Origin of the sequence: Pseudomonas sp. YuFO20 (genome assembly GCF_035064975.1) — a bacterium.
Lineage (GTDB): Bacteria > Pseudomonadota > Gammaproteobacteria > Pseudomonadales > Pseudomonadaceae > Aquipseudomonas > Aquipseudomonas putida_AE.
In genome coordinates this window covers 74,750-101,564 of the sequence record NZ_JAXDEO010000019.1, presented here as the reverse complement: position 1 = coordinate 101,564, position 26,815 = coordinate 74,750, and the positions used below count along the sequence as shown (strand labels likewise).

Annotated in this window: 25 protein-coding genes; 14 read left to right on the top strand and 11 right to left on the bottom strand. The window is 61.4% G+C overall.

What is annotated here, in order from left to right; translation table 11 throughout:
- The first annotated feature begins 161 nt into the window (after window positions 1–161).
- Window positions 162–1,244: a bifunctional transcriptional activator/DNA repair enzyme AdaA gene (locus SOP85_RS12975; protein WP_323627151.1), complete on the top strand. Its 1,083-nt coding sequence runs from the start codon at window positions 162–164 to the stop codon at window positions 1,242–1,244.
- 39 nt (window positions 1,245–1,283) lie between these two features.
- On the top strand, window positions 1,284–1,901 hold the full coding sequence (locus SOP85_RS12970; protein WP_323627150.1) for a DNA-3-methyladenine glycosylase family protein: 618 nt from the start codon (window positions 1,284–1,286) through the stop codon (window positions 1,899–1,901).
- Between the two features lie 108 nt (window positions 1,902–2,009).
- Here SOP85_RS12970 and SOP85_RS12965 read toward each other — a convergent pair whose 3' ends face one another.
- The 3 genes from SOP85_RS12965 to SOP85_RS12955 all read right to left on the bottom strand — a co-directional run bounded on the left by SOP85_RS12965 (window position 2,010) and on the right by SOP85_RS12955 (window position 5,205).
- Complete coding sequence (locus SOP85_RS12965; protein WP_323627149.1) at window positions 2,010–3,107, bottom strand: extracellular solute-binding protein; 1,098 nt, start codon at window positions 3,105–3,107, stop codon at window positions 2,010–2,012.
- Window positions 3,108–3,110: 3 nt separating this feature from the next.
- Complete coding sequence (gene aguA / locus SOP85_RS12960) at window positions 3,111–4,220, bottom strand: agmatine deiminase (protein WP_323605978.1); 1,110 nt, start codon at window positions 4,218–4,220, stop codon at window positions 3,111–3,113.
- Between the two features lie 100 nt (window positions 4,221–4,320).
- Window positions 4,321–5,205 (bottom strand): LysR substrate-binding domain-containing protein, encoded by an 885-nt coding sequence (locus tag SOP85_RS12955; RefSeq protein WP_274076342.1) that lies wholly within the window; start codon window positions 5,203–5,205, stop codon window positions 4,321–4,323.
- 252 nt (window positions 5,206–5,457) lie between these two features.
- On the opposite strand from SOP85_RS12955, the gene SOP85_RS12950 reads away from it, so the two are divergent.
- Complete coding sequence (locus tag SOP85_RS12950) at window positions 5,458–5,862, top strand: PaaI family thioesterase (protein ID WP_323627148.1); 405 nt, start codon at window positions 5,458–5,460, stop codon at window positions 5,860–5,862.
- Between the two features lie 45 nt (window positions 5,863–5,907).
- Window positions 5,908–6,396, top strand: a complete 489-nt coding sequence (locus SOP85_RS12945; protein ID WP_323627147.1) for a GFA family protein — start codon at window positions 5,908–5,910, stop codon at window positions 6,394–6,396.
- Here the strand turns inward: SOP85_RS12945 and SOP85_RS12940 are convergent.
- Window positions 6,385–6,999 carry a tRNA-(ms[2]io[6]A)-hydroxylase gene (locus SOP85_RS12940; protein WP_274076339.1) on the bottom strand — a complete coding sequence of 205 codons (615 nt, stop codon included), beginning with the start codon at window positions 6,997–6,999 and terminating at the stop codon, window positions 6,385–6,387. The two genes, SOP85_RS12945 and SOP85_RS12940, sit on opposite strands and share 12 nt — an antisense overlap.
- Window positions 7,000–7,160: 161 nt before the next feature.
- Between SOP85_RS12940 and SOP85_RS12935 the strand changes: the two genes are divergently transcribed.
- Window positions 7,161–8,024, top strand: a complete 864-nt coding sequence (locus SOP85_RS12935; protein ID WP_274076338.1) for a universal stress protein — start codon at window positions 7,161–7,163, stop codon at window positions 8,022–8,024.
- 86 nt (window positions 8,025–8,110) lie between these two features.
- On the opposite strand, the gene SOP85_RS12930 is transcribed toward SOP85_RS12935, so the two are convergent.
- Entirely contained in the window at window positions 8,111–8,581 is a 471-nt protein-coding gene (locus SOP85_RS12930) for a DUF1289 domain-containing protein (RefSeq protein WP_274076337.1), read from the bottom strand.
- A gap of 407 nt (window positions 8,582–8,988) precedes the next feature.
- On the opposite strand from SOP85_RS12930, the gene acnB reads away from it, so the two are divergent.
- Window positions 8,989–11,589, top strand: a complete 2,601-nt coding sequence (acnB, locus tag SOP85_RS12925; protein WP_323627164.1) for a bifunctional aconitate hydratase 2/2-methylisocitrate dehydratase — start codon at window positions 8,989–8,991, stop codon at window positions 11,587–11,589.
- Window positions 11,590–11,740: 151 nt separating this feature from the next.
- Here the strand turns inward: acnB and SOP85_RS12920 are convergent, their stop codons facing one another.
- Complete coding sequence (locus SOP85_RS12920; RefSeq protein WP_323627146.1) at window positions 11,741–13,021, bottom strand: serine/threonine transporter; 1,281 nt, start codon at window positions 13,019–13,021, stop codon at window positions 11,741–11,743.
- A 342-nt stretch (window positions 13,022–13,363) separates the two neighbouring features.
- On the opposite strand from SOP85_RS12920, the gene SOP85_RS12915 reads away from it, so the two are divergent.
- From SOP85_RS12915 to SOP85_RS12895, 5 genes are all read left to right on the top strand, one after another.
- A complete protein-coding gene (locus SOP85_RS12915) occupies window positions 13,364–13,747 on the top strand; it encodes a tautomerase family protein (protein WP_323627145.1) in 384 nt (127 codons plus the stop codon).
- A gap of 29 nt (window positions 13,748–13,776) precedes the next feature.
- Window positions 13,777–14,370 (top strand): TetR/AcrR family transcriptional regulator, encoded by a 594-nt coding sequence (locus SOP85_RS12910; RefSeq protein ID WP_323627144.1) that lies wholly within the window; start codon window positions 13,777–13,779, stop codon window positions 14,368–14,370.
- A gap of 138 nt (window positions 14,371–14,508) precedes the next feature.
- Window positions 14,509–15,471 carry a 2-hydroxyacid dehydrogenase gene (locus SOP85_RS12905; RefSeq protein ID WP_323605991.1) on the top strand — a complete coding sequence of 321 codons (963 nt, stop codon included), beginning with the start codon at window positions 14,509–14,511 and terminating at the stop codon, window positions 15,469–15,471.
- Between the two features lie 146 nt (window positions 15,472–15,617).
- On the top strand, window positions 15,618–16,685 hold the full coding sequence (locus SOP85_RS12900; protein WP_274076333.1) for a phosphotransferase family protein: 1,068 nt from the start codon (window positions 15,618–15,620) through the stop codon (window positions 16,683–16,685).
- Window positions 16,686–16,801: 116 nt separating this feature from the next.
- Window positions 16,802–17,569, top strand: coding sequence for an SDR family oxidoreductase (locus SOP85_RS12895; RefSeq protein WP_323627143.1), 768 nt, complete (start codon window positions 16,802–16,804; stop codon window positions 17,567–17,569).
- A gap of 487 nt (window positions 17,570–18,056) precedes the next feature.
- Here SOP85_RS12895 and SOP85_RS12890 read toward each other — a convergent pair whose 3' ends face one another.
- From SOP85_RS12890 to SOP85_RS12870, 5 genes are all read right to left on the bottom strand, one after another.
- On the bottom strand, window positions 18,057–18,308 hold the full coding sequence (locus SOP85_RS12890) for a DUF1652 domain-containing protein (protein ID WP_323627142.1): 252 nt from the start codon (window positions 18,306–18,308) through the stop codon (window positions 18,057–18,059).
- A gap of 172 nt (window positions 18,309–18,480) precedes the next feature.
- Window positions 18,481–19,977, bottom strand: coding sequence for a helix-turn-helix transcriptional regulator (locus SOP85_RS12885; protein ID WP_323627141.1), 1,497 nt, complete (start codon window positions 19,975–19,977; stop codon window positions 18,481–18,483).
- 47 nt (window positions 19,978–20,024) lie between these two features.
- Window positions 20,025–20,933, bottom strand: a complete 909-nt coding sequence (locus SOP85_RS12880) for a LysR substrate-binding domain-containing protein (RefSeq protein ID WP_323627140.1) — start codon at window positions 20,931–20,933, stop codon at window positions 20,025–20,027.
- Between the two features lie 5 nt (window positions 20,934–20,938).
- Window positions 20,939–23,143 carry a xanthine dehydrogenase family protein molybdopterin-binding subunit gene (locus tag SOP85_RS12875; protein ID WP_323627139.1) on the bottom strand — a complete coding sequence of 735 codons (2,205 nt, stop codon included), beginning with the start codon at window positions 23,141–23,143 and terminating at the stop codon, window positions 20,939–20,941.
- On the bottom strand, window positions 23,143–23,607 hold the full coding sequence (locus SOP85_RS12870) for a (2Fe-2S)-binding protein (protein WP_323627138.1): 465 nt from the start codon (window positions 23,605–23,607) through the stop codon (window positions 23,143–23,145). Before SOP85_RS12870 ends, SOP85_RS12875 begins: the two co-directional genes overlap by 1 nt.
- A gap of 118 nt (window positions 23,608–23,725) precedes the next feature.
- On the opposite strand from SOP85_RS12870, the gene SOP85_RS12865 reads away from it, so the two are divergent.
- From SOP85_RS12865 to SOP85_RS12855, 3 genes are all read left to right on the top strand, one after another.
- A complete protein-coding gene (locus tag SOP85_RS12865; RefSeq protein ID WP_323606004.1) occupies window positions 23,726–24,616 on the top strand; it encodes a LysR substrate-binding domain-containing protein in 891 nt (296 codons plus the stop codon).
- Between the two features lie 327 nt (window positions 24,617–24,943).
- On the top strand, window positions 24,944–25,873 hold the full coding sequence (locus SOP85_RS12860; RefSeq protein ID WP_323606005.1) for an amidohydrolase family protein: 930 nt from the start codon (window positions 24,944–24,946) through the stop codon (window positions 25,871–25,873).
- Between the two features lie 4 nt (window positions 25,874–25,877).
- Window positions 25,878–26,783: an amidohydrolase family protein gene (locus tag SOP85_RS12855; RefSeq protein WP_323627137.1), complete on the top strand. Its 906-nt coding sequence runs from the start codon at window positions 25,878–25,880 to the stop codon at window positions 26,781–26,783.
- Window positions 26,784–26,815: the final 32 nt, after the last annotated feature.

The following is a 26,815-nucleotide window of genomic DNA, read 5'->3' as shown; positions in this document are numbered from 1 at the left end:
CCTTGTAGGAGCTGCCGAAGGCTGCGATCTTTTGATCTTTTTTTTCAAGATCAAGATCAAAAGATCGCAGCCTTCGGCAGCTCCTACAGGTCATTGCAAAACCGGAATTCTCTGTTCATTTTCCGGTGGAGACTGTCCCTGCCCCGTTCTATGCTTCGCCCATGAACCTACCACACACACTGCTTCCGCCCCACGCCGAGATGGTCCGCGCCATGCTCGAACGAGACACCACCTACGAAGGGGTGTTTTTTACTGCGGTCAAGACCACCGGGATCTTCTGCCGCCCCGGTTGCACCGCACGCAGCCCGAAACCGGAGAACGTCGAGTTCTTCGCTCACGCCGACGAGTGCCTGGCGGCGGGCTACCGAGCCTGCCTGCGATGCAAACCCATGGACGCCGCCGCGATTGCGCCGGACTGGGTGCAGAAGCTGCTTAAATCGGTAGACCTTGATCCGGACATTCGCTGGACCGACGCCCAATTGCAGGCCGAAGGCATCGAACCGCTGAAACTGCGGCGCTGGTTCAAGCAGCATTTCGGCATGACTTTCCACGCCTGGCTGCGCACCCGCCGCTTGGGCATGGCATTGGGCGGCATCAAACAGGGGGACTCGATCGACAGCGCCGCGTTCGACTCAGGCTACGAATCCCTGAGCGGCTTTCGCGATGCGTTTCAAAAGTCCTTCCACATCACCCCGGGACGCGCCGCCAACAGTGAGCCGCTGCTGTTCACCCGGTTGACGACGCCGCTGGGGCCGATGATCGCCATGGCCGAGCGCCGTGGGCTGGTGCTCCTGGAATTTCTCGACCAGCCTTCGCTGACCCGCGAAGTGCAAAGCCTGCAAAGTCGCCATGGTTATGCCGTGGCGCCGGGACACAACGGGCATTTGCAGCAAGTCGAAGAGCAACTGACCGAGTATTTCGCCGGCGAGCGTACTGAATTCAGCGTCCCCCTGCACATGCCCGGCAGCGAGTTCTCCCGCCAGGTCTGGGCCGAGCTGGCCCACATCCCCTACGGCCACACCACCACCTACGGCGCGATTGCCGCCACCCTGGGCAAACCCGGCGCCAGCCGCGCCGTCGGCCTGGCCAACGGTCACAACCGCCTTTCGATCATCGTACCCTGCCATCGGGTGATCGGCGCCGATGGCTCGCTGACCGGCTACGCTGGAGGCCAGCCGCGCAAGGCGTTCCTGCTCAGGCTGGAGAAGGCGGCGGTGCAGATCACCGAGCAATTGGCCTTTTGATCACAGGCTGCGTTCGCCCAGCCCCGCCAAGGATGCTTCATGCCTGACCCCTACCGCCTGGCCAGCCAATGGCTGGCAAATCTGGATGACGACTGGCGTCGGCACATCGACGCTGTCGGCCCGTGCCTGCATCAACCCCACGCCGCCCGCGATCCCTATGAGTCGCTGGTGCGGGCGATTGCCTACCAGCAACTGCACGCCAGGGCCGGGGATGCGATTGTCGGTCGATTGCTGGCGCTGTACCCCTCGGTGGCGTTTCCGCGGCCTGAGCAGATCGTGGCGACAGATTTCGATCGACTGCGCAGTTGCGGCTTTTCCGCCAGCAAGATTGCGACCATCCTGGGCATCGCCCAGGCGGCGCTCGATGGCGTAGTGCCGGATTACGCCACGGCGCTGTCCATGGACGATGAAGCGCTGATCGAGCGCCTGGTCACCCTGCGCGGCGTGGGTCGCTGGACCGTGGAAATGCTGCTGATCTATAGCCTGGAGCGGCCGGACATTTTGCCGGCCGATGACTTTGGCGTGCGCGAGGGCTATCGACGGCTCAAGGGGCTTGAGGTGCAGCCGACGCGCAAGCAGATGATAGAGATCGGGTTGGCGTGGAGTCCGTATCGGACTGTGGCTGCCTGGTATTTGTGGCGAGTGCCTAACAGGTAGACCGCGTTATCGTTCTTCGCGAGCAAGCCCGCTCCCACATTTGACAGCGCTCTTCTGATGAAACTCGGATAAATGTGGGAGCGGGCTTGCTCGCGAAGACGTCAGCAATCACAACCCGGATTTCAACCGTGTAAACGCCCGGATCAACGCCTTGTTGAACGCCTTGCCATTGTCATTCTTGCTGTACAACGAAGCCCGCACCGCCTGCGCCGGATAGGTCCCCGGATCATTGCGGATCGCCGGGTCGATCAAGGTATCCGCCGCCGTGATCGCATTGGCGTAGTGGATGGTGTCGGTGATCGGCGCGATCACTTCAGGTGTCATCAGGTAATCCATCAAGGCCAGCCCCGCCTCGGGATGCGGGGCATCCTTGGGGATGACCATGGCATCGAACCAGATCAGCGTGCCCTCCCTGGGTATCCGGTACTGCAACGAAAACGGTTTGCTAGCCGCTTGTGCTTGCCCCGCCGCAATGGCCACGTTTCCGTTCCACGACATCGCCACGCAGGTATTGCCATTGGCCAGGTCGCTGATGTTCAGGTCATTGTCGAAGTAGCGAATGTACGGACGGATCTTCGCCAGTTGCTGCTCGGCCAGTTTCAGGTCATCGAGGCTCTGGCGGTTGATGTCCAGGCCCATGTACTTCATCACGGCAGCGAACACTTCATTGGGATCGTTGAGCAGGCTGACCCCGCAATCGGCGAATTTCGCCACCACCGCCGGGTCGAACAGCATGGCCCAGCTGTCGGTTGGCGCATCGGCCAGGCGCTGCTTCACCGCCTCTTCCTGATATCCCACGCCAGTGGTGCCCCAGGCGTAGATTCCGGCATAACGGTTGCCCGGATCGAACACCGCCATGTGCTGGCGGAACTCTTCGCCGACTCCGGCGAAGTGCGGTATCTGCTGCTTGTCCAGGGTCTGGATGGCACCGCTCTGGATCGCCCGGGACAGATGCTGTCCCGCCGTCAACACCAGGTCATATCCGCTGCGACCGGTGAGCAATTTGGTCTCGACGGTTTCCAGGGAGTCGAAGTGATCGGCGACGACATGGATACCGGTTTTTTTCTCGAAGTTGGTCAGCGTGTCCGGGGCCAGGTACTCGCCCCAGATGTACAGGTTTACCACCGGTTTGGCGGTGTCGGCGGCCTGCACACACAGGGGTGCAAGCACCAGCATTAACGCTTGGGTCAGTTTGTGCAGGCGCATTTTTTAAACTCCTTTGCCGGCGTACTGCGGCATGGTGATGCAGGCGACGTTGCCGCCACCGAGAAGAATTTCCCGGGAGTTTTCGATGCCGACGATCTTGTGCCGGGGGAACAGTTCGGCCAGGGTCGCCAGCGCGACCTGATCATTGCGGTCGCCAAACAGCGGTACCACGATCGAGGTGTTACCGGCGTAGTAATTGATATAGGAGGCGCAGATTTTCGTACCCGCCTGACGGGTATGGGTGCTGTCCTGCTGATCCAGGCCCTCGGCCTCCTCCAGGGTCCACTCCAGCACGTCCGGTTGCGGCAGCTTGTGCACGATCAACTCGCGACCACGACTGTCGCGGGTACTGCGCAGGATGTCGTAGGCCTCCTGGTAGATTTCCCACTGCGGGTCGTCGCGATTGTCGGTCCATTGCAGCACCACTTCACCGGGGCGCACGAAGCACGCCAGATCGTCGACGTGGCCGTCGGTTTCGTCAAACTTGCACCCCCGTGGCAGCCAGATGACCTGTTCGGCGCCGAGGTAATCGGTCAAGCGGCGAGTGACTTCGTCCTTGCCCAGGTGCTGGTTGCGATTACGGTTGAGCAGGCATTGCTCGGTAGTGAGGATGCTGCCCTGGCCGTCGCTCTGGATGCCGCCCAGTTCGGCAATCAACGGTGCGCGGTAGCGATCGAAGCGTTCGATTTCGAGGATTTTGCTGGCGATCTGGTCGTCCTTGTCCCAGGGGTAGTACAAGCCGCCGTCGAGGCCGCCGTAGGCGTTGAACTCGAAGTCGACGCCGCGCACTTCGCCGCTCTGGTCATTGACCACAAAGCACGGCCCGCTGTCGCGGAACCAGGTGTCGTTGCAGGTCATTTCCACCACCCGTACCTGCGGCGGCAATTGTCGGCGGGCGGTGGCGAATTGCGCGGCCGAGGCGCAGACGGTGACCGGTTCACTCTGGGCGATGGCGCTGACGATCTGCACCCAGACTTTCTGTGCCGGCTTGGCACCATTGCGCCAGACATCAGTGCGCTCCGGCCAGCCGAGCCAGCAGCCGGACTTGGCTTCGAATTCTCCGGGCAAACGGAAGCCGTCGGATTTAGGCGTGGAATCGAGCAAACGAGCCATGGGCAAACCTCATCAGTGGGCATTGGAATGACCACAGGCTAAGGTGGCTGGCCCTCTGCTCGCCAACGAAGATTATTTCGGAATACTTGAATTCAACTCATCAATCGACCAGTTGATCGTTGAACCATTCCAGCATCTGCGTGACCGCTGGCCGCTCCAGGCGCACGCGCTCACACACCAGCGCGTATTGACCCAGGGCGGTCATGCTTGAGGTGAAAGGACGGACCAGACGACCGCTGAGCAGATCTTCCTGGGCCGTCAGGTTATCGCCCATGGCCACGCCCTGCCCCTGGGCCGCGGCTTCCAGAGCCAAGCCGGCGTGGGCGAAGTACAGTTGCCGTTCGGGGCGCTGATCACCGGCATGGCTGGTGAGCCACGCGGTCCAGGTCTTGCCGTCCTGATCGTCGTGCAGCAGGCAGTGGCGCGCCAGGTCCCTGGGGTTTTTCAGGGTGCCCTGGTTGAACAGCCCGGGACTGCACACCGGAAAAAACTGCAACGCCGGCAACGGCCGGACGAAATAGGCACTGCTGTCCACGGGACCCGTGCCATAGGTGATCGCCAGGTCGATGTCCTCGCCCGGCGCCGTGGCGTCGATCGGTTGCTCGTAGAGGTGCAAGGTGATGTGCGGATACCGCGCGTAAAAATCCGTGAGACGACTCATCAACCACTTCTGCGCGAGTTCCGCGGTAACCGCCAGGCGCAAGACTGCCAGGGACGATGGATCGCGTAGCTCGTCGCAGGCATCGCCGATCAGCTCGAAGGCTTGTTGCAGGCTTTGCATCAGCCGGCCAGCGGCCATGGTCGGGCGAATCTGCCGGCCTTCACGGACGAACAGCGACACACCGAGTTGTTCTTCCAATTGGCGGATCTGGTGGCTGACGGCGCTGTCGGTGACGCACAGCTCCGCCGCCGCCCGGCCGAAATGGGCGTGGCGGGCGGCGCATTCGAAGGTTCGCAGGGCTGCCAGGGAGGGTAGACGTCGCATGAGGGTCTTGTCCGGGTTCGAGGCGTCCATGCTGACCCGGTGGATCGTGGGCGTCCAGTGAGTCCGCGTTATCGTTTTTCGCGAGCAAGCCCGCTCCCACAGTTGATCTGCGGTGTTCCCTGTGGGAGCGGGCTTGCTCGCGAAGAGTTCAGTCCATTCACCGCTCACCCAACTGCCCATCACCCGCGCTAATGGTCGATGACGCCCCCGGAGTCGAGGTGCATGGTAAATCCTCAATCGGAGGGATTCGCGATGCTCAACACACTCAAACAGATCAATTCAACCTCAGCTTTCAACCGCTGGGCCGGCTTCGAGGTCACCCGCGCCGAATCGGGCGAAGCCGAAATCACCCTGGCTTTTCGCGAAAGCGACATGGCGCAGTATGCGGGTTTCCTGCATGCCGGGCTGATTGGCGCATTGCTCGACACGGCCTGTGGCTTTGCCGCTGGAACGGTGGCCGGGAACGTATTGGCATCGCACTTTTCAGTCAACTGCCTGGCGCCCGCGGTCGGTGAAGTGTTCATTGCCCGGGGTCGCGTGGTGAAGGCTGGCAAGAAGCAGGTATTCGCCCATGCCGAGTTGTTCGCGCAAACCGGCGATCAACTGAAACTGGTGGCGACCGGTGACGCGATTCTGGTGCCTGTCGAGGAGCGCTGAGGGTCTAGGCTGTCTTGAGTTCGCTCAAGACAGCCGGAGGTTCTCATGCAACTCGAAGGTTCCTGCCATTGCGGCGCGGTGTCGTTCAGCCTCACCAGCGCCCACCCCTACCCCTACCAACGCTGCTACTGCTCGATCTGCCGCAAGACCCAGGGCGGTGGCGGTTTTGCGATCAACATCGCCGGTGATGCCAATAGCCTCAAAGTGCGCGGGCGCAAGAACATCGCGATCTACCATGCCCTGCTCAAGGGCGAAGGCGAGAAACGCGCCCATCGCAGCAGTGCCGAACGGCATTTCTGTTCGCTGTGCGGTTCGGGATTGTGGCTGTTCAGCCCGGAGTGGCCCGAGTTGATCCATCCGTTTGCGTCGGCCATCGATACACCGCTGCCGGTGCCGCCGGAGCACACGCACTTGATGCTCAGTTCCAGTGCGCCCTGGGTGGAAGCCGAGGTGCGGCCGGGGGATAAACAGTTTGATGTTTATCCCGAGGAGTCCATCGCCGAGTGGCATGAACGTCTGGGTTTAAGCCGCTGATGCTGCGGGCACACCACTGTGGAAACGAAATTCCACATCCGGCGACTCGATCAAGTCCTGCTCGGCGGCGCGGACCTTGTCGATCACCTGGGCGATGTCCTTGGCGTCCCCGTACTGATAGGCCAGCTTCAGGTACCCCTGGAAATGCCGGGCCTCGCTCTTGAGCAGGCCGAAGTAGAACTTGCCCAGTTCGTCGTCCAGATGCGGCACCAGTGCCTCAAAACGCTCACAACTGCGGGCCTCGATGAATGCGCCAACCACCAGCGTATCAACCAGTTTCACCGGCTCGTGACTGCGCACCACCTTGCGCAGCCCCGAGGCGTAACGCCCGGCGGACAGCTGACGCAACTCGATCTTGCGTTTTTTCATCAGGCGCATGACCTGCTCATGGTGCACCAGCTCTTCCCGGGCCAGGCGCGACATCATGTTGATCAATTCGACATGGGAGTGATACTTGGCAATCAGGCTCAACGCCGTGCTGGCGGCCTTGAATTCGCAGTTCTTGTGGTCGATCAGCAGGGTTTCCTGATCGGCCAGCGCGGCTTGAACCCAGCCGTCAGGGGTGCGGCAGCCGAGGAACTCGTGAATTTCGGGAAGGATCATGGGGCTCACGGAAAAATAGGTATAAATCGAAGGGCGCCGATTATACCGGCCTGCCCGAAGACCACCAGCCACTACCGTTGATATGCATCAAGTCACCGAATGTCGCGCAGCAACTATAGTTGTGCAACGCCATGCTTTTTCATTTTCAGGAGATCCCGATCATGCAAGCCATTCGCAGCATCCTGGTGGTCATCGACCCCGAGCATTCGGAAAGCCTGGCACTCAAACGCGCCAAACTGATTGCTGGCGTGACCCAGGCACACCTGCACCTGCTGGTCTGTGATCCCAAGCATGATCACAGCGCCATGCTCAGCGTGCTCAAGGCGGCGTTGCTGGAAGATGGTTACAACGTCACCACCGAGCAGGCCTGGAACCAGAGCCTGCACGAAACCATCGTCGACGTGCAGCAGGCGGAAGGCTGCGGGCTGGTGATCAAGCAGCACTTCCCCGACAGTTCGCTGAAAAAGGCCCTGTTGACGCCGGTGGACTGGAAACTGCTGCGCGCCTGCCCTACCCCGGTACTGCTGGTGAAAACCTCCGGTTCCTGGAAGGACAAAGTGATTCTGGCGGCCGTCGACGTGGGCAATATGGAAAGTGAGCACCGCCATTTGCACGACACCATCATCGATTACGGCTATGACATCGCCAGCCTGGCCAAGGCGCATCTGCATGTGATCAGTGCTCACCCGTCGCCCATGCTGTCGGCGGCCGACCCGACCTTGCAGCTCAGCGAAACCATCGAGGCGCGCTATCGCGAACAGTGCCGGGCGTTCCAGGCGGAATTCGACATCGACAACGAACACCTGCACATCGCCGAAGGCCCGGCGGATGTATTGATTCCGTTCATGGTGCACAAACTGCAGGCGGCCGTGACGGTGATCGGCACGGTGGCGCGTACCGGGTTGTCAGGGACCTTGATCGGCAATACCGCGGAAGTGGTGCTCGATGCAGTGGAGAGCGATGTGCTGGTGCTCAAGCCGCAGGAGGTTGAGGACCACCTGGAGGAGTTGGCGGTGAAACATTGATTTGAAGATCAAAAGATCGCAGCCTTCGGCAGCTCCTACAAGGTGAACGCATTTCCCTGTAGGAGCTGCCGCAGGCTGCGATCTTTTCAGGCGCCAAAGGCGTCTTTCAGAAACCCGGGCGCGATATAGCGCTGATAATGCGCCTCAGACAGCAAAAAGAATTCCCGATCAATGGCATCGCGCAGTTCCGGCAGGTTCCAGTCGCGAAATTCCGGCAACAGCACCATCCCGTAGGCTTCCAGATTGTTGATCACCCGGGCGCCCCGGGCGATCAGCTGGTAGGCCCAGCAATACTCGGACTGATGCGGCACGAAGCGGATCTTGCGCTGTTCCAGCTGGCTCCTGAGCAGCGCCGGATCGAAAATTTCCACCTTGGCGGCCATCACCTGGGACAACAACTGCTCCAGGCGCAGCCATACGGCGCGTTTTTCTTCCTCGTTGTAGCCGTTCCAGCGGATCACTTCGTGGTGGAAACGCTTGCAGCCACGGCACACCAGATCACCGTAAACAGTGGAGCAAAGGCCGACGCAGGGGGTCTTGATGGTCTGATTGGGCATAGGTAGGCAGAACGCGAAAAGCAAAACAGGATGGCATGTTAGCCCTTTGTCTAACATTGATCACCCCTCAAAGTTTCATGAGCCAACTTACCTTTAATTTTTTTTTGCCGTAGAATCAGCCTGCCTTTTTAGGCGCCAATGTCCGTTAGAAGCTGTTTTCAAAGCGTCACGAGCACAGTCGTTCCTTCAGAGCGGTGTTGGCGAAGGGTTTTTCCAGCGGGGAAAAGCCCAGCGCCAACCCTCATCAGCTCCCGTTCTGCAGGCGTAAAACTTTGAAAGCAGCTTCTGTAAGGAATTGTCGGTAATTCTGGCTAAGTGGCTCACAACGCCATGCAGCGCATGAGTACGGCAATTTCGGGATGAGCGTCCCGGACACCCATTTGGGACCACTGATGAGGGTAATAACTGTGCTTGAAGCCTACCGCAAACATATCGAAGAGCGCGCAGCACTGGGTATCGTTCCCCAGCCGCTAAACGCCGAACAAACTGCAGGCCTGGTCGAGCTGCTGAAGAATCCCCCGGCTGGCGAAGAAGCATTCCTCGTTGACCTGATCACCAATCGCGTTCCGCCTGGAGTGGACGAAGCAGCCTATGTCAAGGCCGGCTTCCTGTCCGCCATCGCCAAAGGCGAAGCCACCTCCCCCCTGATCGACAAGAAGCGCGCTGTTGAACTGCTCGGCACCATGCAGGGCGGCTACAACATCGTGACCCTGGTGAACCTGCTGGACGACGCCGAACTGGCGCCAGTGGCCGCCGAAGAACTCAAGCACACCCTGCTGATGTTCGATGCCTTCCACGACGTCGCTGAAAAAGCCAAGAACGGCAATATACACGCCAAAGGCGTGCTGCAATCCTGGGCTGACGGCGAGTGGTTCGTGAAACGCCCGGTGCTGGCCGACAAGATCAGCCTGCGCGTGTTCAAGGTCTCCGGCGAAACCAACACCGACGACCTGTCCCCTGCTCCGGATGCCTGGTCCCGTCCGGACATCCCGTTGCACGCCCTGGCCATGCTGAAAATGGCGCGCGACGGCATCGTGCCGGACGCACAAGGCGTCACCGGTCCGATGAAGCAGATCGAAGAAATGCGCAACGCCGGCTTCCCGATCGCCTACGTGGGCGACGTGGTCGGTACCGGTTCTTCGCGTAAATCGGCAACCAACTCGGTGCTGTGGTTCTTCGGCGACGACGTTCCTTACGTGCCGAACAAGCGTGCCGGCGGTTTCTGCTTCGGCAACAAGATCGCTCCGATCTTCTACAACACCATGGAAGATGCCGGCGCACTGCCAATCGAATTCGACGTTTCCAACATGAACATGGGCGACGTGATCGACCTGTACCCTCATGCTGGCAAAGTCTGCAAGCACGGCACCGACGAAGTTCTGACCACCTTCGAAATGAAGACCCCGGTGCTGTTGGACGAAGTACGTGCTGGCGGCCGTATCCCGCTGATCATCGGCCGTGGCCTGACCGAGAAGGCTCGTACCGAGCTGGGCCTGCCACCTTCGACCCTGTTCAAGAAGCCAGAAGCTCCGGCTGAAAGCACCAAGGGTTTCACCCTGGCGCAGAAAATGGTCGGCAAGGCTTGCGGCGTGACCGGCGTTCGTCCGGGCACCTACTGCGAACCGAAGATGACCACCGTGGGTTCCCAGGACACCACCGGTCCAATGACCCGTGACGAACTGAAAGACCTGGCGTGCCTGGGCTTCTCGACCGACCTGGTGATGCAGTCCTTCTGCCACACCGCGGCATATCCAAAGCCGATCGACGTAACCACCCACCACACCCTGCCTGACTTCATCATGACCCGCGGCGGCGTTTCCCTGCGTCCGGGCGACGGCATCATCCACTCGTGGCTGAACCGCATGCTGCTGCCAGACACCGTCGGTACCGGTGGTGACTCCCACACCCGTTTCCCGATCGGCATCTCGTTCCCGGCCGGTTCCGGCCTGGTGGCGTTCGCCGCCGCCACTGGCGTCATGCCGCTGGACATGCCTGAGTCGGTGCTGGTTCGCTTCAAGGGCGAACTGCAGCCAGGCGTCACCCTGCGTGACCTGGTTCACGCCATTCCTTACTACGCGATCCAGGCTGGCCTGTTGACCGTAGAGAAGAAAGGCAAGAAAAACGCCTTCTCCGGTCGCATCCTGGAGATCGAAGGCCTGCCCAAGCTGACCGTCGAGCAAGCGTTCGAACTGTCCGACGCCTCGGCTGAACGTTCGGCTGCCGGTTGCACCATCCAGCTGTCGAAAGAGTCGATCGCTGAATACCTGCAATCGAACATCACCCTGCTGCGCTGGATGATCGGCGAAGGCTACGGCGATGCCCGTACCCTGGAGCGTCGTGCCCAGGCGATGGAAGCCTGGCTGGCCAACCCTGAACTGATGGAAGCGGACAAGGACGCCGAGTACGCCGAAATCATCGAGATCGACCTGGCCGACATCAAGGAGCCAGTACTCTGCGCTCCGAACGACCCGGACGACGCTCGCCTGCTCTCCAGCGTTGCTGGCGAGAAGATCGACGAAGTGTTCATCGGTTCCTGCATGACCAACATCGGCCACTTCCGCGCTGCCGGCAAGTTGCTGGAACAGGTCAAGGGTCAGCTGCCAACCCGTCTGTGGCTGTCGCCGCCGACCAAGATGGACGCTCACCAGCTGACCGAAGAAGGCTACTACGGCATCTACGGCAAGGCTGGCGCGCGCATGGAAATGCCGGGCTGCTCGCTGTGCATGGGTAACCAGGCACGTGTAGAGCCGAACTCGACTGTCGTGTCGACTTCGACCCGTAACTTCCCGAACCGTCTGGGTGACGGCGCGAACGTCTACCTGGCTTCGGCTGAGCTGGCGTCCGTGGCTTCCATCCTGGGTCGCCTGCCGACCGTCGAGGAGTACATGGAGTACGCTGGCAAGATCGACAGCATGGCGGCCGATGTCTACCGCTACCTGTCCTTCGACCAGATTGCCGAGTTCCGTGAAGCTGCTGCGAACGCCAACATCCCGGTCGTTCAAGCCTAACGCTGCAACGCAATGAAAAACGCCGCCCCTCGTGAGAGGGGCGGCGTTTTTTTATGCCCTTGAATCAAAAGATCGCAGCCTGCGGCAGCTCCTACAGGGACAAGTGAGCCCTGTAGGAGCTGCCGCAGGCTGCGATCTCTTGATCTTTACATTACGCGCTCAATGAGTAGATCAACGCCGAAATCGCCACCAAACCCACTGCAACCACAAACACATTGGAAGCCTGGCCACGATAACGCGCCATCGCTGGCACCTTGCGGATCGCATACATCGGCATCAGGAACAGGATCGCCGCGATCACCGGGCCACCCAGGGTTTCGATCATGCCGAGGATGCTCGGGTTCAGTGTGGCGACGATCCAGCACACCACCAGCATGAACGCCGCCACGATGCGGTCCAGGGTCTTGGCCGCCGGACGCTTGCCGCTCTTGACGATCAGGCCCTTGAGACCTTCACTGGCGCCAATGTAGTGGCCCAGGAACGACTTGGAGATGGCCACGAAGGCAATCAACGGCGCCGCGAAGGCGATGGTCGGGTTGCTGAAGTGGTTGGCCAGGTACGACAGGATCGACAGGTTCTGTGCTTTCGCCTCGGCCAGTTGCGCCGGCGACAGGGTCAGCACGCAGCTGAACACGAAGAACAGCACCATCACCACCATCAAGGCGTGGGCCCGGGACAGGATCTGCGAGCTGCGTTCCTCTGCGTGTTCGCCGTAACGGCGCTTCTGGTCCACGGCGAACGCCGAGATGATCGGCGAATGATTGAACGAGAACACCATCACCGGAATCGCCAGCCACAGGGTGTGCAGCAACTCCGATGGCTCAGGCAGCGTGCTGGCCGTGCTGAGGATGCCGCCGTTCCAGTGCGGAATCAGGAACACCGCCAGGAACAGCAGCGCGACGATGAACGGGTAGACCATCAGGCTCATGGCCTTGACGATCACCTGCTCGCCGCAGCGCACCACGGCCAGCAGGCCGAGGATCAGCACCAACGACAGGACCGCCCGCGGTGGCGGCATGATGTGCAACTGGTGTTCGAGGAAGCTGCCCACGGTGTTGGTCAGGGCCACGCTGTAGATCAACAGGATCGGGAAGATCGCGAAGAAGTACAGCAAGGTGATCAACGCGCCGGCCTTGAGACCGAAATGCTCTTCCACCACTTCGGTGATGTCCGCGCCTTCACGGCCGGACAGCACGAAGCGGGTCAGGCCGCGGTGTGCGTAGAAGGTCATCGGGAACGCCAGCAGCGCCAGCACCAGCAGCGGCCAGAAACCGCCCAGGCCCGCGTTGATCGGTAAAAACAGGGTGCCCGCACCAATCGCCGTGCCAAACAGGCCCAGCATCCAGGTGGTGTCCTGGCGATTCCAGCTCGAAAGCGTTGCGGGTGTCGCTGCTACAAAGCGTTCGTTAACGCTATTGGCCTGATCATTCATCCGGTGGGATCTCCACATTCCGGTCACTTGCCACCCGGCCAGAACGCGTCGGAATACCCGACAGGCAGCGCCCTGGCCGAAACAGGGGCGCGATTCTGGAGGATTAATGAACAGAAGCAAAGACTTAGGTGAGGAACGGTGGTGCCAGATTGGCGTTTTCTCCCCCTGTAGGAGCTGGCTTGCCAGCGATTGGCCCTCAAGCCATGCGTCGATCGCACCGACGCAATCGCCAGCAAGCCGGCTCCTACAAATGGCGTTTCATCGCGCGATCGTATGATCGGTTTGATAAAGGTCATCCATCATGTATTTTAAATGAACCTGTCAACCTTCCGGAGTCTTCCCATGCCACTGGTTCGCGTCGATCTCAAAAAACAGCAGGACCCCACCTACGCCAAACGTATCGGCCAACAGATCTACGCCGCCCTGCGCAGCGCGATTGGCGTGCCGGAAAACGATAACTTCCAGATCCTCGCTGAACACGACGAACAGCATTTCATCTTCGACCCCCAATACCTGGGCATCCAGCGCACCGACGCCCTGGTGGTCATCCAGATCACCCTCAGCGAAGGCCGAACCCTGGAGCAGAAGAAGCTGCTGTATAAAACCATCGTCGAAAACCTCAACACGCAACTGGCCGTGCGCCTGGAAGATGTTTTCATTAATCTGGTGGAAGTGAAGAAAGAGAACTGGTCGTTCGGCAACGGCATCGCCCAGTACGCCCTCTGACAGCCAACCCATAGACCTGTGAGCCGCCCATGCCCCGCGTTTCCCGCAAACAAGCCGACCTCAACCGCGAAATCATCGTCGAGGCCGCCACCCGGCTGTTTCGCGAACGCGGCCTGCACGGGATCAGCGTCGTCGACGTCATGGCGGCGGCGGGCCTGACCCATGGCGGTTTTTATGGCCACTTCGAATCCAGGGAAGCGCTGGCCAGAGAGGCCAGCGAGCGGGCATTCAAGGAGGTGGGGGCGAAATGGCGCGAACGGATCACCGGCGAAGACAAAGCGCAGGCGCGGCGAGCCTTGATCGAGCCTTACCTGTCGGTCGAAAGCCGCGACAATCCCGGTGAAAGCTGCCCGGTGGTAGCCTTTGCCGGCGACATGTGCCACGAACCCACCGACAGCGGCTTGCGCGAACCCTTCATGGCCGGACTGAACCGGCTGCTCGAGGCCTTCGGCAACCTGATGGACTCGGACGATGCCGCGCAAAACCGGCAACAGGCGCTGGTGCAATATTCGCTGATGGTTGGCGCGCTGACACTGGCACGGGCTACCCGCGGCGACGCCCTGTCTGAGGAAATCCTTGAGGCGGCACAGACCTTCCTGACAGAGCCCCCTGCTCCGGTTTGAAATTTCGGTGCGATCAAAAAAGATCGCAGGCTGCGCCAGCTCCTACACTGAGGAGCATGGCTGTTGCCAATCTGCCCCGCAGCCAGCACTCTCAACCGACTTTCGAGCCCGACGTTCCGCTGCCCACAGGAGCAAAGCATGCCTGCAACCGTTCTGGTACTGGTTGAAACCATCAATGATTACCTGCCCATTCTCGAACGCCAGGGCTTTCACCTGATCCTGGCGCCCACGCCCGCCGAGCGCGCCGAGGCCATCAGCCGCCACAGTGGCCAGATCGATGCGGTCCTGACCCGTGGCCCGCTCGGCCTGTACGGCGATGAAATCGCCGCCCTGCCCAACCTCAAGATCATCTGCGTGATTGGCGCGGGCTATGAACAGGTCGACCTGCAAGCCGCCGCCGACCGGGGCATCACCGTCACCAATGGCGCCGGGGTCAACGCCTCCTCGGTCGCGGACCATGCCATGTCGCTGCTGCTGGCGCTGGTACGTGACATCCCCCGCTGCGATGCCGCCGTACGCCGGGGTGAATGGCCGAAAATCATGCGCCCTTCCCTCGCCGGCAAGCGCCTGGGCATTCTCGGCCTCGGCGCGGTCGGCATGGCCATCGCCAAACGTGCCGGCGCGGGCTTCGACATGAGCGTGAGCTACCACAACCGCCAGCACCGCAGCGATGTACCCTACAAGTTCTGCTCGACACCCACTGAACTGGCCCGGGCCTCGGATTTCCTGATCGTCGCCACCCCGGGGGGGCTGGGCACCAAGCACCTGATCAACAAGCAGGTACTCGAGGCCCTCGGCCCCAACGGTTTTTTCGTCAACATCGCCCGGGCCAGCGTGGTGGTCACCGCCGACCTGATCAGCGCGCTCGAGCAACGGCGCATCGCCGGCGCCGCCCTGGATGTCTTCGATGCCGAGCCCAAGGTGCCGGATGCCCTCAAGGCCCTGGCGAACGTCATCCTCAGCCCGCACGTAGCCGGACTGTCCCCCGAGGCCACCCAGGGCACTGTGGAACTGGTGGGCCGTAACCTCGTGGCGTTTTTTTCCGGCCAGCCGGTGCTGACCCCCATCGAGCTGCCGAAGGGCGTGACCCAGGCCGTCTAGCCGGACAATTCAAACAGGTGTATCAAAAGCAATGATTGTCCGGCAACACGCTCACCTATAAGGGCGGGCGGAGGTTGTGGGTGCCGGGTGCGCGCATTAGATTAGCCAATAGTTTCAGGCCACCAGAATAAGCAGAAGGGATAAGCATGGCGCTTACTGACCAATCCACCCGCACCCGCACCGGCGAAGAACTCGATGCCAGCCTGATCGACCCCTACCTCAAGGCCCACATTCCGGGCCTGAGCGGCCTGCCACGGATCAGCCAGTTCCCGGGCGGTGCGTCCAACCTCACCTACTTGCTCGAATACCCGGAACAGGAATTCGTCCTGCGTCGGCCGCCCTTCGGTCACAAGGCCAAGTCCGCCCATGACATGGGCCGCGAATTCCGCATCCTCAATCAGTTGCGCGACGGTTTTCCGTACTGCCCGAAGGCCTACGTGCACTGCACCGACGAAGCGGTGATCGGCGCCGAGTTCTATGTGATGGAGCGGGTCAACGGCATCATCCTGCGCTCCGAACTGCCGCCGGAACTGGGGCTGGACTCGGCGAAAACCCAAGCCCTGTGCAAAAGCTTCATCGACAAGTTCGTCGAGCTGCACCGGGTCGATTACAACGCCTACGGCCTGGGCGACCTGGGCAAGCCGCAAGGCTACGTGGCACGGCAGATCAAAGGCTGGAGCGAGCGCTACGAGAAAGCCCTGACCCCCGACGCGCCGCACTGGGAAGCGGTGAAAGCCTGGCTCAACGACAAGATGCCGGCCGATCACCCGACCTCCAGCATCGTGCACAACGACTACCGCTTCGACAACGTCATCCTCGACCCGAACAATCCGATGCAGATCATCGGCGTGCTCGACTGGGAACTGACCACCCTGGGCGACCCGCTGATGGACCTGGGCAACACCCTCGCCTACTGGATCGAAGCCGATGACCCGGCGCCGGTACAGCTGATGCGCCGCCAGCCCAGCCACGCACCGGGCATGCTGACCCGCCGTGAATTCGTCGATTACTACGCCGAGCGTTCAGGCATCAAGATCGACAATTTCGACTTCTACTACACCTACGGCCTGTTCCGCCTGGCCGGCATCGTGCAGCAGATCTACTACCGCTTCTACCATGGCCAGACCCAGGACAAACGCTTCGCGCAGTTCATTCACATGAACAAACTGCTGGAGCAGATGAGCCTGCAGGTCATCCAGAAATCCAGCCTCTGATACGACACAGCACTTGTAGGAGCCAGGCTTGCCTGCGAAGGCGGCCTCAAGTACGCCTTCGCAGGCAAGCCGGGCTCCTACAAACCGCGATTCAGGCTCCATAACAAGGAAAAACCATGTCCAAGACTCAGTTGTTCGACCTCGACGGCAAGATCGCTTTCGTCTCCGGCGCCAGCCGCGGCATCGGTGAAGCCATTGCCAAACTGCTGGCCCAGCAAGGCGCCCACGTGATCGTCTCGAGCCGCAAGCTCGAAGGCTGCCAGCACGTCGCCGATGCAATCATCGCCGCCGGTGGCAAGGCCACTGCCATCGCCTGCCACATCGGCGAGATGGAACAGATCAGCCGGGTCTTCGCCGGCATCAAGGAACAGTTCGGGCGCCTGGACATCCTGGTCAACAACGCCGCGACCAACCCGCAGTTCTGCAACGTGCTGGACACCGACCTCAGCGCCTTCCAGAAAACCGTCGACGTCAATATCCGCGGCTATTTCTTCATGTCGGTGGAAGCCGGCAAGCTGATGCGCGAAAACGGCGGCGGCAGCATCATCAACGTGGCCTCGATCAACGGCGTGTCGCCGGGTATTTTCCAGGGCATCTACTCGGTGACCAAGGCCGCAGTGATCAACATGACCAAGGTCTTCGCCAAGGAATGCGCGCAGTTCGGCATCCGCTGCAACGCCCTGCTGCCGGGCCTGACCGACACCAAGTTCGCTTCGGCGCTGGTGAAGAACGAGGCGATCCTCAACACCGCGCTGCAGCAGATCCCGCTCAAGCGCGTGGCTGATCCGAGCGAGATGGCCGGCGCGGTGCTGTACCTGGCGAGCGATGCATCGAGCTACACCACTGGCGTTTCGCTGAACGTGGATGGCGGCTTCCTGTCCTGACGCTGACTTCCCGAATCACACCCACACTGTAGGAGCTGCCGCAGGCTGCGATCTTTTGATCTTGTTCTTTAAAGCAAAATCAAAAGATCGCAGCCTGCGGCAGCTCCTACAGGGGGGCATCGTCGTTCGGGTTACTGGGTGACACATCGCGTCACGGTGGTTTCGCGCGTCACCTGCCCTTCCGCCCGCACATCGCCCATCACCTGGGTGCTATCGGAGGTCTGGCAGGTCTTTTCAGGCGGTGGCGGTGGCGCGGCAGGTGGTGGCGGTGGCGGACTGCTGCAGCCGCCGAGAATGATTGCACAGAGCGACAGTGGTGCAAAAATGCGTTTCCCAAGACTTTTCATAGGATGACCCGCGAATAGGATGGACACATTTCTGTGACAACAGAACACCGCCGTAAAGTTCACGGGTGGTCGCAGAAATATCACTTCTGTCCATTTTTATCGCGTATTCAGTCGTCCGGGCAGGGCAAACCTGACAATTCCTACACTACCGGGTCTGGTCGTTGCAGGCTGTTGCTTTGCAACTCGTAGCGCAGTTCTTCGAGGAGCGCGGCCACTGATTCGGGGGACTGCAACCTCGCCACGTTCAAACCGCTGACCACCAGATCGACTTGTCCGGACACCGGGTGGTAGAGCTTGATGGTCAATGAGTGATCGCCACTGACGTTGCACTCACAGGCCAGGGGCGAGAAGGTCCGCTCGATTTGCGTGCGCAACTGGGACACCTGGATCATTGCGATAGCCCGGTGCGGCAATCAAAGGTGCGGGTAATAAGCATGGCTGTTCCTTTTGCGGTTCAAGGCAGACGAATGCTCCGAAACTGTCATTCGCCCGCTCTTAGCCTAAGGTTTACCTCCTGCTTGCCAGAACCTGAGTTTGCACCCCGGCGACTAGTGCATTTGCACCTTAACGCTGGCCCTTCGGACCCCATGCACTTGAAAACAACCCACGCTCGCGCGCCCAGACTATCGCCTCGCTGCGACTGTGCACATCGAGCTTGGAATACACCGTCGCGACGTGATTGCGCACGGTATTGGGCGCCAGTTTCAGGCGTGCGGCGATCTCCTTGTCCGCCAGGCCTTCACAGATCAATTCCAGCACATCGCGCTCCCTGGCGGTCAGGTCGGTAAAGGACACACTGGGCAACTGCGGCGATTTCACGTGCTTCACGTTAGCGAGTTTCTCGATCAGGGTACGACTGAACCATGAGGCGTCTTTCATCACCTCTTCGATGGCCGACAGCAACTCAAGCTCGGTGCGTTTGCGCTCGGTGATGTCCATCAGCACCAGCAGATAGCAAGGGCTGTCCTGGATGTTCACGGTATCGGCACAAACGACACAATCGATCAGTTCCTCGTCTTTCCTGCGCACGCGTATGTCAACGCGGTCCAGGCTTGCGGCTTTCTCCAGGGCGGTAAAGAGCCGTGTCCGCGCGCCTTTGTCATGGAAGAAGTCAATCTCGACGATGGTTTTGCCGAGCACTTCCTCGTTGGCGTAGCCGAGGGTAACGAGGAACGCCTCATTCACATCCATCACCACCTGATCGCTGGCGCCGCACACCAGAATCGGTACCGGGCTCAGGCGAAACGCCTTGGCAAAGCGTTCCTCACTCTGGCGCAGGGCGACCTCGGCCTTGTGCCGGGGCTCCATGTCGACAAAGGAAAACAGCATGCAGGCTTCGTCATTGAGCTCCAGCGGCTGGCCGGCCACTACCACTTGCTTGCTGCCACCGTCGGACAGGCGCAACTCGGCCTGCATCTGCGGTATGGTCGCGCCTTCCAGAAGGCGCTGCTTGGCCAATTCCTTTTTTTCCGCCTGCTCCAGCACATCCAGTTCATAGGTCGAAGTGCCGATCACCTGGTCGCGGGAGTAACCGGTCATTTCGAGGAAACCGGGGTTGACCTTGATGTAGCGCAAATCACTGAGGCGGCAGATCACCGCCGGTGCCGGGTTGGCGGCGAAGGTTTTCTCGAAGCGTTGCTCGGCGCTGGCCCAGTCAGTGACGTCGTCCATGATCAACACCAGCGATTCCGGCTCGTCCTCACTGTCGGCCAACACCATGCTGCGTACGCTATGGACCCAGGTACGCTCTTCGTCCGCAACCGACGTCACTTCCACCAGTACATCGCTGAACGTCTCGCCCCGCGCCACCCGGTTGATCGGGTAGCTGTCGGCCGGCACCGGGTGATGGTTGCGATAGCGCAAGGCAAAACGCTTGGCGTACGCCTTGGCATCGGCACCGAGTTCGCTGACCTGCGCGACTCCGTGCATGGCCAGCGCCGCGTCATTGGCCCACAGGATGCTCTGGTCGGGGTCGAGCAGAATCACCCCGTCGGACAGACCGGCGATGATCTGCTGCAACTGGCGGCGGTTGGTTTCCCGGGTCAAGACGTCCTGGCTCATTGGATCTCCACGTGTAGTGCCTTTGTGAAGATTACGACCACAGGCGTTCATGATCGTGCAGCCTGCCCATCGCGGTCTTGGAGGACCAGTTCACGCAGCGTATCGAGAAACAGCTTGAGCACCGGCGAATCATCGTCCGCACGGTAGGTGGCGTATAACGGCACCTCCGGCAACGCCGGGGTCAGGCGCCGGAACACCAGCCCGGCGGGTGCCAGCTGCTCGATGGACGCCGGCAGCAGTGCCACGCCAAAACCGGCCCTGACCAGGCTGAGCAAGGTTTGTACTTCGATCACCTGTTGGCGGATCTGCGGCGTGAACCCGGCCTGGATGCAGCATTGGTAAAGAAAGTCGGCAAACCGCGACTGCTTCAGTTCCAGCGCCACGAACGGCTCCTGGGCAAGGTCCGCCGGTGCCAGGCTGTCGCGTCGGGCCAAGGGGTGATCGAGCGGCATGACCACCCGGATCGGCTCGTAGATCAGCAGCTCGTTGCGCAGTTGCGGATCGTCATACCCGACCCGGAACACACAGGCATCGATGCGTTTTTCCTTGAGCGCCTTGACCTGTGCGGCAGGGGTCATTTCATGCAGGCGCCAGTTCACCTGCGGGTAACGCTCGCGAAACAGGTGCAGGGCCCGTGGCAACACCCCGACCATCACCGAACTGATCATGCCGATTTCCAGCTCGCCCAACTGACCGCGGCCGGTTTGCCGCGTCAGGTCGAGTGCACGGTTGAGCTGCTCGAACACCAGCGGCGCCTGTTCCTTGAGCATCTGCCCGGCGGCGGTCAGCTCGACCCGGTGGTGGCTGCGCTCGAACAGCGGCGTGCCCAGTTCCTCTTCCAGCAATCGAATCTGCTGGCTCAGTGGCGGCTGGCAGATGTGCAGGCGGGTGGCGGCCCGGCCGAAATGCAGCTCTTCGGCCAGCGCCATGAAGTAACGCAGCAGTCGCAAGTCCATGCCGGTTATCCCAGGTTCAGCGGTGTAGAGCGCTGCCGCACCCCGGTCAGACTGAACAGGGCATTGGCGATGGCCGGCGCCACCGATGGGCTGCCCAGTTCACCGACACCCCCGGGCTTGGCCGGATCGCCCTCGACCAACAGGATGTCGACCTCTGGCATGTCCGACATGCGCGTCACCCGATAGTCATGAAAATTGCTCTGCACCACCCTGCCCTGCTTGATGTCCAGTCGATCGAACAGGGCATGACCGAGGCCCCACATCAGGCCACCGTAGATCTGTTCTTCGACACCGCCGGGCGACACCGCCAGACCACAATCGACCACGCAGGTGAGCTTCTCGACCTTGATGGCGCCGTCCTGTTTCGACACGCGCGCCACGATGGCGATGAAACTGGTGTAACCCTGATTGGTGGCGATCCCCAGCGCCGTGCCATCGGGCAGCGGCTGATCCCAACCGGCACGCTCGGCGGCGCTTTTCAACACGGCGACATGCCGTGGCCGGTCCTGCATGTTGGCCAGGCGGAAGGCCAACGGGTCTTGCCCTGCGCCATGGGCCAGCTCATCCATGAAGCTCTCTACGGCGAACACATTGGGAATGAAGCTCACCGAGCGATACCAGCCACTGGGCACCTGGCTCTCGTGCCTGACCCAGGTCAGGTCGAGGTTGGCCGGGCGATAGGCGAAATCCCAGGCGGTGATGGCTTCCGTGGTGCTGTAGTCCATCTTGTCCGGACGCTCGAAATAGCCTGGCTCCCACTGTTCCGGCGAGGCTGGCGAGACCGCCTCCAGCTGCAACGCGGTCAGACGGCCCTGAGCATTCAGCGCTCCTTTGGCCCGGTGCAGCGTGGCCGGGTGCATGAACAATGAACACATTTCGTCTTCGCGGCTGTTCATCAGTTTCACCGGCACCCTGGCCTGCTGCGCCAGGTAAGCCACTTCGAACAGCCAGTATTTGGCCTCCCGCGCACCGAAACTGCCGCCCGACACCATCTCGTTGATGGTGACCTTGTCCTTGGCGATCCTGCACACCGTTTGCGCCGCTTCCAGCGCCGACGACGGCACCTGCACCCCACCCCAGTAAGTGATGGCGCCGTCCTTGACCTGTGCGGTGATGCAGATGGGCTCCAGTGGATTCTGCACCTTGTAGGGCATGCGGTAATCGGCTTCGAGCAGCTTCGCGGCGTTCGGCCACTGGCCGCTCACATCCCCGGCGGCCATGGCGGACACCCGTTGCGCGCCTTTGTCAGTCAACTCCGCAGCCTGGGCCTTGACCAGTTCATCGCTGTCGAATCCGGCCAGCGGCGAGTCGCTCCACTGCACCTTGAGCAATTCGCGCCCCTGGTGCGCGGCCCAGTAATTGTCCGCCAACACCGCCACACCCGCGACGTTACCGCCCAGGACATCGGGCCGTCCCGGCACCTTGATCACCTTGCGCACACCCGGTACTTGCAGCGCCGCCGCGCTGTCCACCGACACCACATTCGCGCCCACCACGGGAGCCCGTTGAATCACCGCCACCAACATCCCCGGCAGCACCACGTCGATGCTGTACTTGAAGCGCCCGCAGACCTTGGCCTGGGCATCGCGCTTGTGCCGCAGCTTGCCGATGTACTTGAACTGCGCCGGGTCCTTGAGCGTGACCTTGGCCGGCGCCGGCAAATGCGCGGCGACGCCCACGAGTTCGCCGTAGCCGAGGCTGCGTTTGCTCGGCGCATGAACGACGCGGCCTTCTTCGGTACTGCAGCTGTCGGGGCTGACCTTCCACTGTCTGGCCGCCGCCGTGATCAACAGCGAACGCGCCGTCGCGCCGGCCATGCGCAGACGGTCGTACTCCAGCGACACGCTGGTGCTGCCGCCCGTGGAAAAGACTTTCCAGATCGGGTGAATGTAGGTGTCGAAAAACGGATCCTCCGGCGAGATCACCTGCACGGTCATCGGGTTGACGTCCAGTTCCTCGGCCACGCAAGCGGCGAGCGCGGTATGCGTGCCGGTACCGGAGTCGTGCTTGTGCACCACCAGTTTCACCGTGCCGTCAGGCAGGATGCGCACCCAGGCGTTGGGTTCGAATTCACCGGCGGGCGCCGGGGCTTCAGGGTCCGTCGCAGCCATGCTCGAAGGCAGGTAAAACGCGACGGCCAGTCCACTCGCAACGGTCGCCGATTGCTTGAGAAACACACGACGCGAAAGATTCACCTGAGAGATCGTCATCACGCCTCCTTCGGCGCAGACGCCGCTCGCTTGATCGCCTTGTTGATCCGCCCGTAGGTTCCGCAGCGGCACAGGTTGCCGGACATGGCATTGCGGATCGAATCGTCGGTGACCGCCGCCCCGGTGTTGAGCAACGCGGCGGCGGACATGATCTGACCGGATTGACAGTAGCCGCATTGCGGCACATCTTCGGCAACCCAGGCCAGTTGCAGCGGATGCTGTGCGGTGGGCGACAAGCCTTCGATGGTGGTGATGCTGTGCCCCGCCACGGCGGCGACCGGCAACTGGCAGGAACGCACCGCGACACCGTCCAGGTGCACGGTGCAGGCACCGCACAGGCCCATGCCGCAACCGAACTTGGTGCCGGTGAGTTTCAAGTGGTCACGCAACACCCATAACAAGGGCATGGAGGGCGAAGTCTCTACCAGCTCGCGTCGTTCGCCGTTTACCGTGAATTCGATCATTGTCAGGCTCCAAGAGAGCGGCCCGTCTTTGTGCAGGCCTGGTGCTCGATTATTGGGAGCCTTGGGAAAATCGGGCCAGCGACGATTTCTGCCATCCTGTGTAAGTAGGACTAACAGCATGTACAAGCGATACCCGTCGGTGCAGTCCATGAGTGCTTTCATCCAGGCAGCCCGCAGCGGCAGCTTCTCCAGCGCGGCGCGCAAACTCGACCTCACCCACAGCGCCATCAGCCAGCAGATCCGCGCCCTGGAAGACTTCATCGGCCAGCCACTGTTCGTGCGCGAAGGCGGCGGCAGCAACCTGACCGACGCCGGGCAACTGTTCGCCAGCGTGCTGTCCGACGGCCTGGCGCAGATCGATCGGGCGCTGTCTTCGGTGAAAAATCGCAGCGTGGCGCAGCGGCTGACCCTGGATGTCGACAGTGAGCTGGCCCAGAGCTGGCTCAATCCGCGCCTGCCGCAGTTGCTGGATCTGCTGCCCGAGCATGAGGTGGTGCTGCTATCGATGCCACGCTCGGATCGCAGTGCGTTCGAACGCGTGGACCTGGCCTTGCGCTACGGTTATGGCGACTGGGAAGACTGCGAGATGACGCAGATTTGCGGGGATCGGGTGATGGCGGTGGCTGCGCCGGCACTGCTGGAACGCCAGGGTGTGCAACTGCCGTTGAGTGCGCAGCAGATCCTTGAACTGCCGCTGTTGGGCTATACGCGACGGTCGTGGATTCCGTGGCTGGATGCGGCGGGTTTGCCTGCGGTCGAGCCTTCGGCACGGGTGGTGTTCGACAATGCGGCCAACCTGATTGCTGCGGCTGAAGCGGGTGTTGGTGCCGGGCTGGTGCGCGGTTTGCTGGCCGCCGATGCCTTGCGCAGCGGGCGGTTGGTGGTGTTGAACGAGGCGCAGATTGCGGCGCATTACAACCTCTACGCCGTATGGCCACCGGGGCATGGCGAGCGGGTGGCGCCGGTGGTTGAGGCGATCAGGCAGTTGGCTTTGCGTACACATTACTGACGCCTTCGCGAGCAAGCCCGCTCCCACAGTTGACCGCTTTTCTACAGGTGGAATGCATTCGAATGTGGGAGCGGGCTTGCTCGCGAAGAGGCCGGCACATCCACCACCCACCTCCCATATCGAACGCATATCAAACCCCCGCCCAATTAATATTGTACGAACCCCACACCCCCTTCCAATACTTCCCCCCAAGCAGCCAGCGTCCCGAGCCGGATGCGACCAGGCGAGGGAATGCGTGAGTCTTCACGCATAGAAATGGCCGATTGCCCGGACGTGGCTGCTTGTGAACCGCAAGGTTCCCTTCCCGCTATCAGGAGATCGACTTCAATGATCATCGATATCAGTTGCTATCCCACGGATCTCGTGGACCTCGCCTGGAGGCATGACGGTGACCCGTTCACCGGCGAGCGTCTGCTGCAGATGATGGATGGCCCGTACATGGTCAACGGCAAACCTCGCCGCATCGACAAAGCCTTCATCCAGCCGCCCCAGGGCAACACCATCTACACCTGGACCGACGGCGATCTTAGCGGCCGCGAGTCCATCGACGCCTACATGGCCTACACCCTGAAGATGGTCCAGACCTACCCGGACCGTTTCATCGGCTGCTTCGTCTACAACCCGCGCTGCGGCGTGGAAAACGGCGTCGAGGCGATCGAGCGCTACGTCAAGGAACACGGTTTCAAGATGGTGCAGATGCAGGCCAACATGCACGCCTACCGTCCCGACCGCGCCCTGGACTGGGTCCGTCCGGCCTTCGAGAAGTGCGCCGAGCTGGGCATCCCGGTCAAGCTGCACACCGGCGACGGGCCCTACAGCATCCCGTCGGAATGGGTGCCGATGATCAAGGAATTCCCCAACGTCGATTTCATCATGGCCCACTTCGGTGTGCAGACCGGCGGCGTCTACGTGTTCGAACCGATGCAATGGGCGATGGAGCTGCCCAACGTCTACTGCGAATCCGGCTGGTGCCTGCAATCGCGGATCGTCGAGTTCGCCAAGGTCCTGCCGACCCACAAGATCCTCTTCGGCACCGACACCCCGCCGAACGAGCCGGGCATGTGGCTGCGCCTGCTGGAAGTGCTGTGCCACGAACCGCCCCAGGGCCTGAACCTCGACGAGGACACCCTCGAGGAATACCTGGGCAACAACACCGCACGGATGATCGGCCTCGAACCGACCCCGCCGCCACGTTCCGTTTCCGAAGCAGAGGCGCAACTCAAGCGCCCCGTCACCACACAACTGGCCAGGAGCTGAACCGATGATCATCGACACCCATCTGCACCCCACCAACCTGGTCGACGAGGCCTGGCGCCACACCGGCGAACCCTTCACCGGCGAGCGCATGCTCAAGCTGATGGACGGCCCGTACATGATCAACGGCAAGCCGCGCCGCATCGACATGGGTTTCATCCAGCCGCCACCGGGCAACACCGGTTACCGCGACGGCAACCGCCGCGGCCGTGAAGGCGTGCGTGACTACATGTCCTACGTCGCCGAACTGTGCGTGAAGTACCCCGACCGCTTCATCGGCAACTTCAACTTCAACCCGCGCTGGGGACCGGAAAACGGTGCGGCGGAGCTGGAATTCCACATCAAGGAATACGGCTTCAAGATGCTCAAGCTGCACGCCAACATGCACGGTTATCGCCCGGACCGGGCGCTGGACTGGCTGCGTCCGGCGATGAAGGTCTGCGCCAAGTACAACATCGTGGTGCTGATCCACACCGGCGACGGCCCCTACACCATTCCGACCATGTTCTACCCAATCATCCGCGAGTTCCCGATGGTCAATTTCATCATCGGTCACTTCGGCATCCAGACTGGCGGCAACTACTCGTTCGAAGCGTTCTGGATGGCCATGGACACGCCGAACGTGTACTGCGAATCCGGGTGGTGCTTCCAGTCGCGGATAGTCGAATTTGCCAAGGACCTGCCGCGTAACAAGATCGTGTTCGGCACCGACTCGCCACCCAACGAACCGGGCATGTGGCTGCGCGAACTGGAGGTGTTGTGTTCACCGGCACCACAAGGGCTGGGCATCGACGAGGATCACCTTGAGGACTACCTGGGCAACAACATCGCCCGGTTGTGCGGCATCGAACCGACGCCGCCACCCAAGGACCAGGCCGAGGCGGACATTCGTCTGACCACGACCTACCTCTAGGTTCACGCGCCCCCCTGTGGGAGCGGGCTTGC